Genomic DNA, 17029 nt, shown 5'->3' with positions numbered 1-17029 from the left:
GCGGCGGAACCCCCTTCCCCTCAGTCCAGGGCCGATGGCGTCCCCCCGCACCACCGAATATGTGAGGACGGTCGTTGATGGCGCTTATGCCCTCCCGCTCCCGTTTCAGCACCACCCCCGTGAAGCAGGGTCTTTACGACCCCGCTCATGAGAAGGACGCCTGCGGGCTCGCGATGGTCGCGACGCTCCGCGGAACGGCCGGCCACGACATCATCGACGCGGCGCTCGACGCGCTGCGCAACCTGGAGCACCGCGGTGCTGTCGGCTCCGACGCCGGCACGGGCGACGGCGCAGGCATCATCACGCAGGTGCCTGACGCGTTCCTGCGCGCCGTCGCCGGTTTCGAGCTGCCGGCGGCCGGCCGCTACGCGGTCGGCAACGTGTTCCTCTCCACGGAGGAAGGGGAGCGGGCAGCGGCGAAGGCCGCGATCGAGGCGATCGCTGCTGAGCAGGAGCTCACCGTCCTCGGCTGGCGCGAGGTGCCGGTCGCAGCGGACGAGATCGGAACGCTGGCGCGCGGCGCCATGCCGTTCATCGAGCAGCTCTACGTGTCCAGCACGCGCACGGGCGACGACGGCGAGCAGGTCGGCGGCATCCTCCTCGATCGGCAGACTTTCTTCCTCCGCAAGCGCGCGGAGCGCGAGCTCGACATCTACTTCTCCTCGCTGTCCAGTCGCACCCTCGTCTACAAGGGCATGGTCACGACGCTCCAGCTGGAGCCGTTCTACCCCGATCTCTCCGACCAGCGCTTCGCCTCCAAGCTGGCGCTCGTCCACTCGCGGTACTCGACGAACACCTTCCCGTCCTGGCCGCTCGCCCAGCCGTTCCGGATGATCGCGCACAACGGCGAGATCAACACCGTCCAGGGCAACCGCAACTGGATGCGCGCGCGCCAGTCCCAGCTGGAGAGCGAGCTGCTTGGCGACCTGTCTCCCGTGCTGCCGATCGTCACGCCGGGCGCGAGCGACTCCGCCTCGTTCGACGAGGTCGTGGAGCTGCTGTCGCTGTCCGGCAGGTCGCTGCCGCACGCCGTCATGATGATGGTGCCGGAGGCGTGGGAGAACCAGACGGAGATCGAGAAGTCCCGTCGCGACTTCTACGAGTACAACTCGATGCTGATGGAGCCGTGGGACGGCCCGGCCGCGATCGTCTTCACCGACGGCTCTCTCGTCGGCGCGACGCTCGACCGCAACGGACTCCGCCCTGGCCGGTACGTGGTGACCAACGACGGCCTCGTGGTGCTCGCCAGCGAGATCGGCGTGCTCGACATCGAGCCGAGCCGCGTCGTGCGCAAGGGCCGCCTGCGTCCAGGCAAGATGTTCCTGGTCGACACCGTCGCCGGCCGCCTGATCGAGGACGACGAGATCAAGGCCGACCTTGCGGCGGGCGCGCCGTACGGCGAGTGGCTGGACGAGGGCCGCATCAACCTCAAAGACCTTCCGGAGCGTGAGCACATCGTGCACACCCCCGCGTCGATCACGCGCCGCCAGCGCACCTTCGGCTACACGGAGGAGGAGGTGCGCATCCTGCTCAAGCCGATGGCCACCACCGGCGCCGAGCCGCTCGGCGCAATGGGCTCCGACACGCCCGTCGCCGTGCTCTCCGACCGCCCTCGGCTGCTGTTCGACTACTTCACGCAGCAGTTCGCGCAGGTGACCAACCCGCCGCTCGACTCGATCCGCGAGGAGGTCGTCACCTCCCTGAAGCTCGGCCTCGGTCCGGAGCGCAACCTGCTCTCCGCCGGGCCGGAACACGCCAAGCAGGTCGTGCTCGACTTCCCGGTGATCGACAACGACGAGCTCGCGAAGATCCAGCACATCGACCCGCGTCCAGGCAGCCGCCTCACCACGACGGTCAAGGGCCTCTACCGGTTCGACGCGGGGACGGACGCGCTCGCGCTCCGGCTTGCCGAGATGTGCGACGAGGTGGACGAGGCCATCGTGGCCGGCGCCCAGTTCATCGTGCTGAGCGACCGCGATTCCACGAAAGACCTCGCGCCCATCCCGTCGCTGCTGATGCTCGCCGCGGTCCACCACCACCTGATCCGTGCGGAGAACCGCATGAAGGTCGGCTTGATCGTCGAGGCGGGCGACGTGCGCGAGGTGCACCACATCGCGCTCCTGATCGGCTACGGCGCGTCCGCGATCAACCCGTACCTGGCGATGGAGACCTGCGAGGAGCTCGTCCGCAGCGGCGCCATCACCGGCATCACGCCGGAGAAGGCCGTCAAGAACGTGATCAAGGCGCTCGGCAAGGGCGTGCTCAAGATCATGTCGAAGATGGGCATCTCCACCGTCTCGTCATACGCGGGCGCTCAGGCGTTCGAGGCTGTCGGCCTCAGCCAGGAGTTCGTCGACCACTACTTCACCGGCACCACCAGCAAGCTCGGCGGCGTTGGCATCGAGGTCATCGCGGCCGAGAACCTGTCCAGGCACGAGAGCGCGTACCCGGCGGAGAGCGCGATTGTCGCGCATGAGCGCCTGGCGACCGGCGGCGAGTACCAGTGGCGTCGCGACGGCGCCCCGCACCTGTTCAACCCGGAGACGGTGTTCCGGCTGCAGCACTCCACCCGCACCAGGCGGTACGACGTGTTCCGCGAGTACACGAAGCTGGTCGACGACCAGGCGGAGAGCCTGATGACGCTGCGCGGGATGTTCACCCTCCGCACCGGCGTCCGCCCCGCCGTGCCACTGGACGAGGTCGAGTCCGTCGAGTCGATCGTCAAGCGGTTCTCGACAGGGGCGATGAGCTACGGCTCGATCTCCAGGGAAGCCCACGAGACCCTCGCCATCGCGATGAACCGTCTCGGCGGCAAGTCGAACACCGGTGAGGGGGGAGAAGACCTCGACCGTCTGCTCGACCCTGAGCGCCGCAGTGCGATCAAGCAGGTCGCCTCCGGCCGGTTCGGCGTGACGAGCATGTACCTGACGCACGCCGACGACATCCAGATCAAGCTTGCGCAGGGCGCGAAGCCCGGCGAGGGCGGTCAGCTCCCGCCGACCAAGGTCTACCCGTGGGTGGCCCGCACCAGGCACGCGACAGCGGGCGTCGGCCTCATCTCTCCGCCGCCGCACCACGACATCTACTCGATCGAAGACCTCAAGCAGCTCATCTTCGACCTGAAGCGCGCCAACCCGGATGCGCGTGTCCACGTGAAGCTCGTCTCCGAGTCCGGCATCGGCGCGGTCGCGGCGGGCGTGGCCAAGGCTCTCGCCGACGTCGTCCTGGTCTCCGGCCACGACGGAGGAACGGGGGCATCCCCGGTCAACTCGCTCAAGCACGCAGGTACTCCGTGGGAGCTCGGCCTCGCCGAGACCCAGCAGACCCTGATGCTGAACGGGATGCGCGACCGCGTCGTCGTCCAGGTCGACGGCCAGCTCAAGACCGGCCGCGACGTCATCGTCGGCGCCCTGCTCGGAGCGGAGGAGTTCGGTTTCGCCACGGCGCCGCTCGTCGTCTCCGGCTGCATCATGATGCGCGTCTGCCACCTGGACACCTGCCCGGTCGGCGTCGCGACGCAGAACCCCGAGCTGCGCTCCCGGTTCTCCGGCAAGCCGGAGTTCGTGGTGAACTTCTTCGAGTTCATCGCGCAGGAGGTGCGCGAGTACCTCGCCGAGCTCGGTTTTCGCACGCTCGACGAGGCGATCGGCCACAATGAGCTGCTCGGCGTCGACGGTGCGATCGACCACTGGAAGGCGTCGGGGCTCGACCTCTCCCCGATCCTCACCGGCCCGGAGTTCCCCGCAGACGCCCCGCGCAAGAACGCGAAGGCGCAGGACCACGAGCTCGACAAGCACTTCGACAACCACCTGATCGCGGAGAGCGCAGACGTGCTCGCCCGCGGCGGTCACATCGAGCTGAACCTGCCCATCCGGAACACGGAGCGCGCGGTCGGCACGATGCTCGGCCACGAGGTCACAGTGCGGCACGGCGAGAACGGCCTGCCGACCGGCTCCATCGAGATCACGCTCACGGGATCGGCAGGGCAGTCGCTCGGCGCGTTCCTGCCGAGCGGCATCACGCTGCGGCTCGAGGGCGACTCGAACGACTACGTCGGCAAGGGTCTCTCCGGCGGCCAGATCGTCGTGCGCCCGCCGCGCGGCAGCGTGTTCCCCGCGGAGGAGAACGTGATCGCCGGCAACGTGATCGGCTACGGCGCGACCCAGGGCAGCATGTTCATCCGCGGCATCGTCGGTGAGCGCTTCCTGGTCCGCAACTCGGGGGCCACAGCGGTCGTCGAGGGTGTCGGCGACCACGCGCTGGAGTACATGACAGGCGGGCTCGCCGTCATCCTCGGCAGCACGGGCCGAAACCTCGGGGCGGGGATGTCCGGAGGCACAGCGTACGTGTACGAGCTGCAGAAGGACCTCGTCAACCGCGACTCGCTCGCGAGCGGCGAGCTGGAGCTGCTTCCGCTCGGCAGCGCCGACGTGGAGATCGTCCGCGACCTCCTGGAACGGCACGTCGCTGAGACGGAGTCCGCCCTGGCAGCCCGGCTGCTCGAGAACTTCGACGACACGGTCGCGAAGTTCGTCAAGGTACTGCCGCGTGACTACGCCGCCGTGCTGCAGATGCGTCAAGACGCCGTCGACGAGGGACTCGACCCGGACGGCGACATCGTGTGGAACAGGATTCTGGAGGTGACAGGTGGCTGACCCCAAGGGCTTCCTGAAGGTTACGGAGCGCGAGCTCCCCAAGCGCCGGCCCGTCTCGGTGCGACTGATGGACTGGAAAGAGGTCTACGAAGCAGGCGACTCCGCCCAGCTCCGCAGGCAGGCGGGCCGCTGCATGGACTGCGGAGTGCCGTTCTGCCACCAGGGCTGCCCGCTCGGGAACCTCATCCCGGAGTGGAACGACCTGATGTACCGCGGCGAGGGCCGTCAGGCCATCGAGCGCCTGCACGCCACGAACAACTTCCCGGAGTTCACCGGCCGCCTGTGCCCTGCGCCCTGCGAGTCGTCGTGCGTGCTCGGCATCAACCAGCCGGCGGTCACGATCAAGCAGGTCGAGGTGTCGATCATCGACCAGGCCTGGCAGAACGGCTGGGTGCAGCCGCACCCGCCGGAGCGGCTCACCGGAAAGACGGTCGCCGTGGTCGGCTCCGGCCCTGCCGGTCTCGCCGCTGCCCAGCAGCTCACCCGCGCCGGTCACACCGTTGCCGTCTACGAGCGCGACGACCGCATCGGCGGCCTGCTGCGCTACGGCATCCCGGACTTCAAGATGGAGAAGAAGCACCTCGAGGCGCGTCTCAACCAGATGATGGCGGAGGGCACCCGGTTCCGCGCCGGCGTCAACATCGGCGTCGACATCACCTGGGACGACCTCCGCGCCCGGTACGACTCCGTCGTGGTGGCGACGGGGGCGATGGTCCCTCGCGACCTCCCCATCCCCGGGCGCGACCTGAGCGGCGTGCACTTCGCGATGGAGTACCTCGTCCAGCAGAACAAGACGGGCGCGGGCGACCAGGTCGCCGACCAGATCTCGGCGGAGGGCAAGCACGTCGTCGTCCTCGGCGGTGGAGACACCGGAGCCGACTGCATCGGAACGGCGCACCGCCAGGGCGCAGCCAGCGTGACCAACCTCGCCATCGGAACGCAGCCGCCGTCGGAGCGTCCGAGCCACCAGCCGTGGCCGATGACGCCGACGCTGTTCGAGGTCTCCTCGGCGCACGAGGAGGGCGGCAAGCGCGAGTTCCTCGCATCCACCGTCGAGTTCCTCTCCAACGAGTACGGAGAGGTCCGCGCCATCCGCGTCGCAGAGACCGAGTACCTCGATGGACGCCGCGTGCCCAAGGCGGGCACCGAGCGCGAGATCCCGGCCGACCTGGTCCTCCTCGCCCTCGGCTTCACCGGCCCTGAGCAGGCCGACCTGGATGCGCAGCTCGCGCTGCCGTTCGACGACCGCGGCAACGTGGCGCGCGACAGCGACTACCAGACCAGCCAGCCGGGCGTGTTCGTGGCGGGCGATGCCGGCCGCGGCCAGTCGCTCATCGTGTGGGCGATCGCGGAAGGCCGTGCAGCGGCAGCCGCCGTTGACCGGTATCTTGAAGGGGAGACGCATCTGCCGTCCCCCGTCCGACCCACCGACAGGGGAATCCTCGTCTGAGCTGAACGGACACCCCGGCACCCCGCGGGCGTCATCACCGAATCGAGCGCCGTCAGGGGCGCAGAATCACGGAGCAAGTAAAAGTATGAGAAGGGCGAAAATCGTCGCGACCCTCGGGCCTGCGACATCGAGCTATGACAACATCCGCGCGATCATCGACGCGGGTGTTGACGTGGCCAGGATGAACCTGAGCCACGGAAGCTACGACGTCCACGAGGGCGTTTACGCCAACGTGCGCAAGGCAGCGGACGACGCAGGCAAGCCGGTCGCCGTGCTGGTCGACCTGCAGGGCCCGAAGATCCGCCTCGGCAAGTTCGAGGCAGGTCCATACGACCTCGCCGAAGGCGACATCTTCAAGATCACCACCGAGGACATCATCGGCACCAAGGAGATCTCCTCGACCACGTTCAAGGGGCTTCCCCAGGACGTCAAGCCGGGCGACTTCCTCCTGATCGACGACGGCAAGGTCCGCGTCCAGGTGCTCGAGACCGACGGCACCGTCGTGACCACCAAGGTCATCGTGGCGGGCCCGGTGTCCAACAACAAGGGCATCAACCTGCCCGGCGTCGCCGTCAACGTGCCTGCGCTGTCCGAGAAGGACGAGGCTGACCTCCGCTGGGGCCTCAAGCTCGGCGCAGACCTCATCGCGCTGTCGTTCGTGCGCAACGCCGCCGACATCGATCGCGTGCACGAGATCATGGCGGAAGAGGGACGCAAGCTCCCCGTCGTCGCCAAGATCGAGAAGCCGCAGGCCGTCGACAACCTCGAGAGCATCATCGAGGCGTTCGACGCGATCATGGTCGCCCGTGGCGACCTGGGCGTCGAGCTCCCGCTCGAGGCCGTGCCGATCGTGCAGAAGCGCGCCGTCGAGCTCGCCCGCCGCGCGGCGAAGCCGGTCATCGTCGCGACCCAGATGCTCGAGTCGATGATCTCCAGCCCCGTCCCGACCCGCGCGGAGACCTCCGACGTCGCCAACGCCGTCCTCGACGGCGCTGACGCGGTCATGCTCAGCGGCGAGACCAGCGTCGGCGAGTACCCGGTCATCACCGTTCAGACCATGGCGCGCATCGTGGAGTCGACGGAGGAGCACGGTCTCGACCGCATCCAGCCGCTCGGCACCCGCCCGCGCACCCAGAGCGGCGCGATCACCCTCGCCGCCGTGGAGGTCGCCGACTTCGTCGAGGCGAAGTACCTCTGCGTCTTCACCGAGTCCGGCGAGTCCGCTCGTCGCATGTCGCGTCTGCGCAACAAGATCCCGATCCTGGCGTTCACGCCGGAGGAGTCCGTGCGCCGTCGCATGTCTCTCAACTGGGGCGTCGAGTCGTTCGTCGTCTCGCGGGTCACCCACACCGACCAGATGGTCGCCCAGGTGGACGAGGCGCTCAAGTCGACCGGGCGCGCGGAGAACGGTGACAAGGTCATCATCATCTCCGGTTCCCCTCCCGGAATCCCCGGAACCACCAACGACATCCGCGTCCACAGGGTCGGAGACGTCCTCTAAGACGGCCGGATGTGCGAACGGCCCCCGCTCTGTGCGGGGGCCGTTCGTCGTCTCCGCTCCTGTCGCCGTTCGTTGTCGCCGGGATGCGGCGGGCGGTTCCCACGGAGTTCGCAGCATCCAGGAGGGTTCGCGGCCCCGCCACAGGCGTAGTCTCGAAGTCATGAAACGCCGTTGGGTTCGCTGGCTCCCCGCTGCCGTTGTGCCCGTCGCGATCGCGGCGGGCGTGATCGTCGCGCCGCTCGCGGCCGGCGCGGCAGACCTTCCGTCGAAGACGCCGGACGACGTGCTGCGGCTCGTCGCGGCGAGCGACGTGAAGGCGTTCTCCGGCACGGTCGAGCAGAGTTCCGACCTCGGACTGCCGTCGATCCCGTCGACGGGACCAGGCGCCGGGTCCGGTTCGGGCTCAGGCGACGCCGCGAGCGTCATCGAACTGCTGACCGGCGACCACACGGCGAAGGTCTACGTCGACGGGCCGTCCAAGCAGCGCCTGCAGGTGCTCGACCAGCTCGCCGAGCGCGACGTGATCCGCAACGGCTCCGACGTCTGGCTCTACACCTCGACCGGTACGAAGGTCACGCACGTGACGCTGCCGGACCGGTCGGCCGTGACGTCCCCGGACAACGTAAAGACCCCGGACAACGTGAAGACCCCGGACAACGTGAAGACCCCGGACAACGTGAAGACCCCGGACAACAAGCAGCAGGACCCGGATGCGACCACCGGCGCCGCCACCACGCCATCCCAGCTCGCGCAGCGGTTCCTGACCGCTGTCGACCCCAGCACCTCGGTCACACTCGGCGACCCGGTGAAGGTCGCGGGACGCGACGCATACGACCTGGTCCTCACTCCGAAGACCGACGCGACCCTCGTCGGGTCCGTGTCGATCGCCGTCGACGGCACCACGGGCATTCCGCTGCGGGTGCAGGTGGATGCGCGCGGCCAGAGCACTCCGGCCTTCGAGGTCGGTTTCAGCGAGTTCAGCACGGCGACGCCGTCCGCGAGCGTGTTCGCGTTCACCCCGCCGAAGGGCGCGACGGTCACCGAGCAGTCGCCGTCCGGGCTCGGCGAGAAGAAGGCACAGGCTGGGACGCACCAGAAGCCGACCGTCACCGGCAGCGGCTGGGACGCCATCGTGAGTGTGCCTGCCGGCTCCGTGCCGGCCGATCTCACCTCCTCTTCGCTGTTCGGGCAGCTCACCACGGCCGTCGACGGCGGCCGCGCCTTCAGCACCTCGCTGGTGTCGGTGCTGGTGACCGACGACGGGCGCGTCTTCGCCGGAGCCGTCCCGGTGTCCGCCCTGCAGGCCGCCGCTCGGTGACGGATGCAGCCGCCGCCATCACGACGAGCGGCCTCACCAAACGCTTCGGCTCCCGTGCCGTGGTCGACGGCATCGACCTGAGCGTGCCGCGCGGGTCGGTGTTCGGCTTCCTCGGGCCGAACGGGTCTGGGAAGACCACGACCATCCGGATGCTCCTGGGGCTCGTCTCCGCGTCGGCGGGGGAGATCCGCCTGTTCGGGCAGCCGATGCCCGACCGGGGAGCCACCGTGCTCCCGCGCGTCGGTGCGCTCGTCGAGGGCCCGGCGTTCGCACCGTACCTGTCCGGCTTCGCGAACCTCGTCCGCCGCGACTCCGCCGACCGCTACGCGCCGTCCGCGACTCGGCGCGAGCGGGTCGCTGTCGCGCTGGAGCGGGTGGGCCTCACCCACGCGGCAGGCAAGAACGTGCGCGCGTACTCGCTCGGCATGAAGCAGCGTCTCGGGATCGCGGGCGCTCTGCTTACCGACCGTGACCTGCTCGTGCTCGACGAACCGACGAACGGCCTCGACCCGCAGGGCACGCGGGAGGTGCGCTCTCTGGTCCGTTCGCTGGCCGACGAGGGCAGGACGGTGTTCGTGTCCAGCCACCTGCTGGCGGAGATCGAGCAGGTCTGCACGCACGCCGCCATCATGCGGACGGGGCGGCTCGTAGCGCAGGGCTCGCTCGACGCGCTGCGCGGAGCGACAGGGCCGAGGGTCCGCGTCGAGACACCGGATGCGCGGGAGGCGGCGACCGTCCTCACCCACCTCGGCATCGCCCCTGCGACAGCGACGGACGGGGTGCTGGATGCGCCCCTCCCCGAACCTGCGCCGGCTGCGGAGGCCATCGTGGCGGCCCTCGTCGCCGCAGGTGTCCGCGTGCGCGGCTTCGGGGTGCACGGGTCGACGCTGGAGGAGCGGTTCGTGGAGCTCACCGGGGAGGGCTTCGATGTCGAGCAGTGAGACGGAGGCGGACGGGGTGGCCGCGACGGCGCATCCCGTGCCGACGGCGAACCTGCCGCACCCATCGGCCGGGTGGTCGCTGCTCTGGTCGGAGCTGGCCGTCTTGTTCCGCCGCTCGCGCACCTGGGCGATGCTTGCAGCGCTGGCGGCCATCCCCATCCTGATCGCCGTCGCCGTGCGCATCACCGGAGGGTCACGCGCCGGGCGCGGTCCGGCGTTCCTCGACCAGATCACAGCCAACGGGCTGTTCGTCGGTTTCACGGCGCTCGTGGTGTGCGTGCCGCTGTTCCTGCCGCTGACCGTCGGGGTGGTGGCCGGGGACACCATCGCGGGCGAGGCGAGCCACGGCACGCTGCGCTACCTGGTGATCGCTCCAGCGGGGCGGCTGCGGCTGCTGGCGGTCAAGTACGCAGGCTCCGCCGCGTTCTGCATCGCGGGCACGGCCGTGGTGATCGCCGCTGGGTCGGCGATCGGCGCGATCCTGTTCCCCGTCGGACCGGTGACGCTGCTCTCCGGCAGCCAGGTGGGAGCGTGGGACGCGTTCCTGCGGCTGCTGCTGATCGGCGCGTACGTCGTCGTCTCGCTGCTCGGGCTGTGCGCGATCGGCCTGTTCTTCTCGACGCTCACCGACGTGCCTGTCGGCGCGATGGCGGCGACGATCGTGCTCTCGGTGGTCTCGCAGGTGCTCGACCAGCTCCCGCAGTTGGACGGCCTGCACCCCTGGCTGTTCAGCCACTACTGGTTCGGGTTCGCCGACTTCCTGCGCGACCCGGTGTCGTGGGACTCGTTCGGCAGCAACGCGCTGCTGCAGCTCGGCTACGTGGCGGTGTTCGGGGCGCTGGCGATCGGACGCTTCACCACGAAGGACATCCTGTCCTGAGCACGGTCGGCCGGCCCGGCTAGGGGATCGCCTCGGCGGTCGACTCCAGGTCGGACTTCTGCTGGTCGCGCTGCGTGGCGATCGTGACGCCCGCGGCGACGCACACCACCGCGATGCCGAGAAGCTGAACGCCGCTGAACCGCTCGTGCAGCACCAGCACGCCGAACAGGGTCGCGATCGCCGGCCCGAGGCTCGTGACGATCGCGTACAGCCGCGGGGTGATCCTGCGCAGGATGAACGTGTCGAGGCTGTACGGGATGGCGGACGACAGCACGCCGGCGGCGACGAGCATCCCGATCACCGGCCAGTTCAGACGGCTGTAGTCGACGACGACGAGCGCGATCGGGAGCAGGATGATCGTGGCGACGACGCTCGCGACGCTCAGTCCTTCGAGCCCTGGCAGGCGGGTGGCGACCCGGCGCGTGAGCAGGATGTACGCCGCCCAGCTCGCCGCCGCCGCGAGCGCGAGCAACACGCCGATCGGGTCGATGGCGCCCTCTGTGCCGGTGAGCAGCACGACGCCGCCGGCGGCGAACAGGGCGCAGATCACATCCACGACCCTGCGGGAGCCTGCGAGGGCGAGAGCGAACGGGCCGAGGAACTCGATGGTCGCCGCGATGCCGAGCCCGAGCCGGCCGACCGCCTCGTAGAAACTGAGGTTCATCGTCGCCAGCACGACGCCGAGCGCGATGGCCGGCCAGAGCCTGCGCCAGGTGAGTTCAGCGCGCTTCGGCCGGTAGAACGGCAGCACGGCGATGGCGGTGATGATCTGTCGCACCGCCACGACGACCACCGATCCGACGATCGGGATGAGCAGCCCGGCGACCGACGAGCCGAAGTTGATGCTGACCTCGGTGGCGACCTGGGTTCCTGCGCCGATCAGGCGGTCGCGTTTCGAGCTCACCAGACGAGCTTATGGGGTCAGGAGCCCGCATGAAGTCGCATGACGGCTCGCGTGGCCGATGGCCGTCGCACCACCTCGAAGCCGCGAGAGGCGAAGAGGGAGACGGTGCCGTGGTAGCGCTCGGCCGCGCTGAGCGACGGGCGAACACCCGGGTCGACCGGGTACCCCTCCACGACCTCGGCGCCGCGTTCGGCGGCATGGTCGACGGCACCCGCGAGCAGCGCGCGGGCGATGCCGCGATTGCGATGGTCGATGCGCACCACGAAGCAGGTGACCGCCCACGGGTCCTCGGGGTCACCGGGCTGCCGCTTGGTGATCGGCGAGCGCCGCAGCGCCGGGTACGCGCTGAACGGCTCGACTGCCGCCCAGCCGACCGGCTCGCCGCCGAGCCGCGCGATCACCCCGGGAGACCCGGCCTCGACGCTCGTGTGCAGCAGCTCGGCCTTGCGCTCCCGCGACAGCTCGTGGAACTGCGCCCCCGTCACCTTGAACCACTGGCACCAGCATCCGGAGGCGTCCCCGCGCTCCCCGAACACCGTGCGTAGCTCGTCCCACGTTTCCGTGCCGACCGACTCGACGCTGATGGTCTGCTCTGCCATGCCCGCCAGGTTATCGCGCGTGCAGCGCCCCGGCGAGGATCGTCGGGTGCTCGACGTGGCCGAAGTGCCCTGTCGCCGGCACGACGACGGCGCGGAAATCCGGGATGATCGCCGCCAGCCTGGCATCGTCGTCGCGCGCGACGAAGACGTCCCTGTCCCCGTGCAGCGCGAACACCGGGCAGTGGATGCGCCCCCAGCGCTCTGCAGCAGGGTACGTGGCCGCGCACTGCATCGCCCGCAGGAACGCGCCAGGCCGGAGGTCGTGTGCGAGCTCGTGCACCGCCTGCCGGTCGACCACCGTGAACAGCGGGGCAGCGAGCACGGTGAGCAGTCCGGCGCGGTCGATGGCGCGCACGAAACGGGCGGCGAGGGGGCCGAGTGCCGTGAGCATCCTGATCCCGGTCGTCAGGAGCATCAGCGGCGCGTAGTGCAGCAGCCGCCCCAGCGGACCGAGCCGGTCGCCGCGTCCGCCGAAGGTCGTGGCGGAGACCAGCACGACGGACTCCGTCGCCACCGGCTCGCGCACGGCGAGTTCCAGGGCGATGAAACCGCCGAGCGAGTGCCCGACCAGGCGCCACCTGGTGTAGCCGAGCGCGCGGGCGACCTCGGCGACCGCATCCGCGATGCTGCCGGCGTCGAGCCTGGTGAGGTCGGCGACGGGGGAGTCGCCCCAGCCAGGCAGGTCGGGCACGACGAGGTCGGCGACCGATCCACCGGACTCCGCCGCCGCGATGGCCGCCCGCCAGGTGGTCCAGGAGCCGGCAGCGCCGTGCAGCAGGATCGTGGCGGTGTGCGACTCCCGCGGGGTGCGCCGCACGGTGACGGCGCCGATCGCGGTGGCGACGGTGGTGGTTTCCATGCCTGTTGTTCGGAGCGGAGCCAACGTAGGATGCCGAACGAGGGGAAGGAATCCTGTGACATCATCGACCGCCACGCTCACTCCCGAGACTCTCGACCGATTGGATGCGTGGTGGCGAGCCGCCAACTACCTCTCGGTCGGGCAGATCTACCTGCTGGACAACCCGCTGCTGCGGGAGCCGCTCTCGCGCGACCACATCAAACCGCGGCTTCTCGGCCACTGGGGAACGACGCCAGGCCTGAACTTCATCTACGCGCACCTCAACCGGGTGATCCAGGAGCGCGACCTGGACACGATCTTCGTCGCAGGCCCCGGCCACGGCGGCCCGGGCGTCGTCGCCAGCGCGTACCTCGACGGGACCTACAGCGAGACGTACAGCGCCATCGACCAGAGCGTCGACGGGCTGCGCAGGCTGTTCAGGCAGTTCTCCTTCCCCGGCGGCATCCCGAGCCACGCCGCCCCGGAGACGCCTGGGTCGATCCACGAGGGCGGGGAGCTCGGCTACGCGCTCTCGCACGCCTACGGGGCCGCCTTCGACAACCCTGACCTCCTGGTCGCCGCCGTGGTCGGCGACGGCGAGGCTGAGACAGGGCCGCTTGCAACGGCCTGGCACTCGAACAAGTTCCTCGACCCCGTGCACGACGGCGTCGTGCTGCCGATCCTGCACCTCAACGGGTACAAGATCGCCAACCCGACTGTGCTCGCGCGCATCCCGGAGAGCGAGCTGTTCGAGCTCATGCGCGGCTACGGATACACCCCGTACCTCGTCTCCGGCGGGTTCGACGGAGAGGACCCGCGCCTGGTTCACGAGCGGATGGCGGAGACGCTCGACACGATCCTCGATCAGATCGCCGGGATCAAGAAGGCGGCGGCCGTCGGCGAGCTGACCGAGCGTCCGGCCTGGCCGATGCTCATCCTCCGCACCCCGAAGGGCTGGACCTGCCCGAAGGAGATCGACGGCCACCCCGCCGAGAACAACTGGCGCTCGCACCAGGTGCCGCTCGCGGACGCCAGGGACACGGAGGCGCACACGCGCCTGCTGGAGAGCTGGATGGCGTCGTACCGGCCGGAGGAGCTGTTCGACGAGTCGGGGGCTCCCGTGGAGCTGGTGACAGCGCTCGCGCCGCAGGGCGACAGGAGGATGAGCGCCAACCCTGTCGCCAACGGCGGCCTGCTGCGCCGCGACCTGCGGCTGCCCGACTTCCGCGAATACGCGGTGGATGTTCCGTCGCCCGGCGAGACCGTCGCCGAGGCCACGAAGGTGCTCGGCGAGTGGTTCCGGGATGTGATGGCGGCCAATCCCCGCGACTTCCGCCTGTTCGGGCCGGACGAGACCGCATCCAACCGGTTGCAGGCGGTCTACGACGTGACCGGGAAGCAGTGGAACGCCGAGTACTGGCCGATCGACTCCGACAACCACCTCGTGCGCTCCGGCCGTGTGATGGAGATGCTGAGCGAGCACCAGTGCCAGGGCTGGCTGGAGGGCTATCTGCTCACCGGTCGGCACGGTGTCATCAACTCGTACGAGGCGTTCATCCACATCGTGGACTCGATGTTCAACCAGCACGCCAAGTGGTTGAAGTCCTCCAGGCAGATCGCCTGGCGGCGGCCGGTGGCCTCGCTGAACTACCTGCTCAGCTCGCACGTCTGGCGACAGGACCACAACGGAGCGTCGCACCAGGACCCCGGCTTCATCGACCACGTCGTCAACAAGAAGGCCGACGTGGTGCGGGTGTACCTGCCGTTCGACGCGAACACGCTGCTGTCGACGTACGACCACTGCTTGCGCTCCGTCGACTACGTGAACGTGGTGGTGGCAGGGAAGCAGCCTGCTCCGAACTGGCTGACCATGGAGGAGGCCATCGCGCACTGCACGCGCGGCATCGGCATCTTCGACTGGGCTGGAACCGAGGAGGCGGGGGACGAACCGGACGTGGTCCTCGGCTGCGCGGGCGACATCCCGACCCTGGAGGTGCTGGCCGCTGCCTCGATCCTGCGGGACCGCATCCCGTCGCTGAAGGTGCGCGTTGTCAACGTGGTCGACCTGATGCGGCTGCAGAGCGAGGGGGAGCACCCGCACGGGCTGAACGACCGCGAGTACGACGCCCTGTTCACCACGGACAAGCCGGTGATCTTCGCCTACCACGGCTACCCGTGGCTGATCCACCGCCTGACCTACCGGAGGGCCGGCCACGACAACCTGCACGTGCGCGGCTACAAGGAGGAGGGCACCACCACGACGCCCTTCGACATGGTGATGCTGAACGATCTGGACCGCTACCACCTGGTGATCGACGTGCTCGACCGGGTCCCAGGGCTGGCGGCGAAGAACGGCGCGCTGCGGCAGGAGATGCAGGATGCGCGGATCGCCGCACGCGAGTACACCCGCGAGCACGGAGAAGACATCCCCGAGGTCGCGGAGTGGGCCTGGGCCGGCGGCACGAAGACCACGAGATTCGACACCACGGGCGGTGACAACGACTGACGCGGGCGCCGATGCGCCGCCTCTTCGATGCGCCGCCGCTCCGAAGCGCTGCCGCTCCGAACGACTAGAGCGGCGGCATGGCCGTCGGGTCGACCACGGTGAGCTCGGCGATCTTGGCCGTGCGGCCATCGCCGGAGGAACGCCCGGTGAGCCGTCTGCCGACCCACGGCAGCACGTAGCGGCGGTAGTAGTCAGCGGTGCGCCGCGAGGTGGCGCTGGCCGGACCGGCGGCGACCTCCTCGACGCCCCACTCGGCCGGCACCGGAACGCCGAACGCGGTCAGCACGTTGCTGGCGACGCGCGCGTGGCCGAGCGGGTTGAGGTGCAGGCGGTCCTGCGACCAGTAGCGGATGTCCCAGAGGCGCTCGTCCGCCCAGTTGTCGACGTAGGTGACGTCGTCGAGGGGGAGATGAACGCGAACGGCGGCGTCCAGCTCGTTGCCTCTGCGGCGCATCAGCGAGCCCATCGGCAGGTGCAGCGACGGGTTGGCTCCGCTCAGCAGGAGGAGGTGGATGCCGGCGTCGGTGACCGTGCGCGCCGCATCCACCAGCTGCTGCGCGACGGCCTCGATCGACACCCGCGGGCGCATGATGTCGTTGCCTCCGCCGTTCAAGCTGATCAGCTCCGGCCGCTGGTCGACGGCAGGGGGGAGCTGTTCGGCGATCAGCGGGCCGAGCTTGCGGCCGCGGATGGCGAGGTTGGCGTAACGGACGCTGCCGGCGTCGCCGTTCGCGGCGGCGGCCTGCGCGAGGCCGAGCGCGACGAAGTCCGCCCAGCCGCGGGTGCGGCCGTCCGGAAGCTCGTCTCCGACGCCCTCTGTGAAACTGTCGCCGATGGCGATGTAGCTCGTGAACACATCGCTACGTTACCCGCCTGCGCGTAGCATGGGCGCCAGCCGACACAAGGAGCGCGCATGTCACGGGTCACCCCTTTCCTCTGGTTCAACGATCAGGCAGAGCAGGCGGCGGAGTTCTACGTCTCCGTCATCCCGAACTCCAGGATGCTGGAGGTGAGCCGGTTCGCACCGGACGCGCCAGGGCAGGCGGCCGGGGTGTCCCGGGTGCGGTTCGAGCTCGACGGCGTCGAGGTGATGGCGCTCAACGGAGGGCCGATGTTCCCGTTCACCGAGGCGTTCTCGTTCTCGGTGTCCGTCGACGACCAGGCCGAGGTCGACCGGCTGTGGGATGCGCTCACCGGCGACGGCGGCGAGCCCGGCCAGTGCGGATGGCTCAAGGACAGGTGGGGGCTGAGCTGGCAGATCGTGCCCTCGGCTCTGGATGCGCTGATCGGCGACCCAGACCCTGAGCGCGCCAACCGCGCCATCCAGGCGATGCTGAGCATGGGCAAGCTGGACATCGCGGCGCTGCGTGCCGCCGCCGACGGCTGACTCCGTGGGTCCGGCGCTTGGTCGGCTGCTCCGGCGCTTGGTCAGCAGCT

12 protein-coding genes are annotated in these 17029 nt (G+C 69.6%); 8 read left to right on the top strand and 4 right to left on the bottom strand.

All coding sequences use genetic code 11. The features are described from left to right. Positions 1–77: 77 nt before the first annotated feature. The 6 genes from gltB to ACIRCZ_RS04715 all read left to right on the top strand — a co-directional run bounded on the left by gltB (position 78) and on the right by ACIRCZ_RS04715 (position 10745). Positions 78–4655, top strand: a complete 4578-nt coding sequence (gene gltB, locus ACIRCZ_RS04740; RefSeq protein WP_402850179.1) for a glutamate synthase large subunit — start codon at positions 78–80, stop codon at positions 4653–4655. Beyond that, positions 4648–6105: a glutamate synthase subunit beta gene (locus tag ACIRCZ_RS04735; protein ID WP_402850176.1), complete on the top strand. Its 1458-nt coding sequence runs from the start codon at positions 4648–4650 to the stop codon at positions 6103–6105. The genes gltB and ACIRCZ_RS04735 overlap by 8 nt, the downstream gene beginning before the upstream one ends. Positions 6106–6190: 85 nt before the next feature. Then, entirely contained in the window at positions 6191–7606 is a 1416-nt protein-coding gene (gene pyk, locus ACIRCZ_RS04730; protein WP_055894092.1) for a pyruvate kinase, read from the top strand. 160 nt (positions 7607–7766) lie between these two features. Then, positions 7767–8924 (top strand): outer membrane lipoprotein carrier protein LolA, encoded by a 1158-nt coding sequence (locus tag ACIRCZ_RS04725; protein WP_402850173.1) that lies wholly within the window; start codon positions 7767–7769, stop codon positions 8922–8924. After that, complete coding sequence (locus ACIRCZ_RS04720) at positions 8921–9865, top strand: ABC transporter ATP-binding protein (protein WP_402850170.1); 945 nt, start codon at positions 8921–8923, stop codon at positions 9863–9865. Before ACIRCZ_RS04725 ends, ACIRCZ_RS04720 begins: the two co-directional genes overlap by 4 nt. Then, on the top strand, positions 9852–10745 hold the full coding sequence (locus ACIRCZ_RS04715) for an ABC transporter permease (RefSeq protein WP_402850167.1): 894 nt from the start codon (positions 9852–9854) through the stop codon (positions 10743–10745). Before ACIRCZ_RS04720 ends, ACIRCZ_RS04715 begins: the two co-directional genes overlap by 14 nt. 19 nt (positions 10746–10764) lie before the next feature. On the opposite strand, the gene ACIRCZ_RS04710 is transcribed toward ACIRCZ_RS04715, so the two are convergent. The 3 genes from ACIRCZ_RS04710 to ACIRCZ_RS04700 are packed head-to-tail and all read right to left on the bottom strand — an operon-like array spanning position 10765 to position 13107. Continuing rightward, positions 10765–11649: an EamA family transporter gene (locus ACIRCZ_RS04710; RefSeq protein WP_402850165.1), complete on the bottom strand. Its 885-nt coding sequence runs from the start codon at positions 11647–11649 to the stop codon at positions 10765–10767. Positions 11650–11666: 17 nt separating this feature from the next. Next, the gene (locus tag ACIRCZ_RS04705; protein ID WP_402850162.1) at positions 11667–12248 is read right to left on the bottom strand and encodes a GNAT family N-acetyltransferase; all 582 of its coding nucleotides are present in this window, start codon (positions 12246–12248) and stop codon (positions 11667–11669) included. A gap of 10 nt (positions 12249–12258) precedes the next feature. Then, on the bottom strand, positions 12259–13107 hold the full coding sequence (locus ACIRCZ_RS04700; RefSeq protein WP_402850159.1) for an alpha/beta fold hydrolase: 849 nt from the start codon (positions 13105–13107) through the stop codon (positions 12259–12261). A 55-nt stretch (positions 13108–13162) separates the two neighbouring features. Here ACIRCZ_RS04700 and ACIRCZ_RS04695 point away from each other — a divergent pair, with 55 nt between their 5' ends. Beyond that, a complete protein-coding gene (locus tag ACIRCZ_RS04695) occupies positions 13163–15592 on the top strand; it encodes a phosphoketolase (protein ID WP_402850156.1) in 2430 nt (809 codons plus the stop codon). Between the two features lie 64 nt (positions 15593–15656). Here ACIRCZ_RS04695 and ACIRCZ_RS04690 read toward each other — a convergent pair whose 3' ends face one another. Further along, positions 15657–16448 (bottom strand): SGNH/GDSL hydrolase family protein, encoded by a 792-nt coding sequence (locus ACIRCZ_RS04690; RefSeq protein ID WP_402850153.1) that lies wholly within the window; start codon positions 16446–16448, stop codon positions 15657–15659. Between the two features lie 57 nt (positions 16449–16505). Here ACIRCZ_RS04690 and ACIRCZ_RS04685 point away from each other — a divergent pair, with 57 nt between their 5' ends. After that, positions 16506–16979, top strand: a complete 474-nt coding sequence (locus ACIRCZ_RS04685) for a VOC family protein (RefSeq protein WP_402850150.1) — start codon at positions 16506–16508, stop codon at positions 16977–16979. Positions 16980–17029 lie beyond the last annotated feature (50 nt).

This window comes from Leifsonia sp. NPDC102414, from assembly GCF_044765685.1.
Classification (GTDB): domain Bacteria; phylum Actinomycetota; class Actinomycetes; order Actinomycetales; family Microbacteriaceae; genus Leifsonia.
Note: the sequence above shows the minus strand (reverse complement) of the source record. Positions and strands in the feature narration are given on the sequence as shown.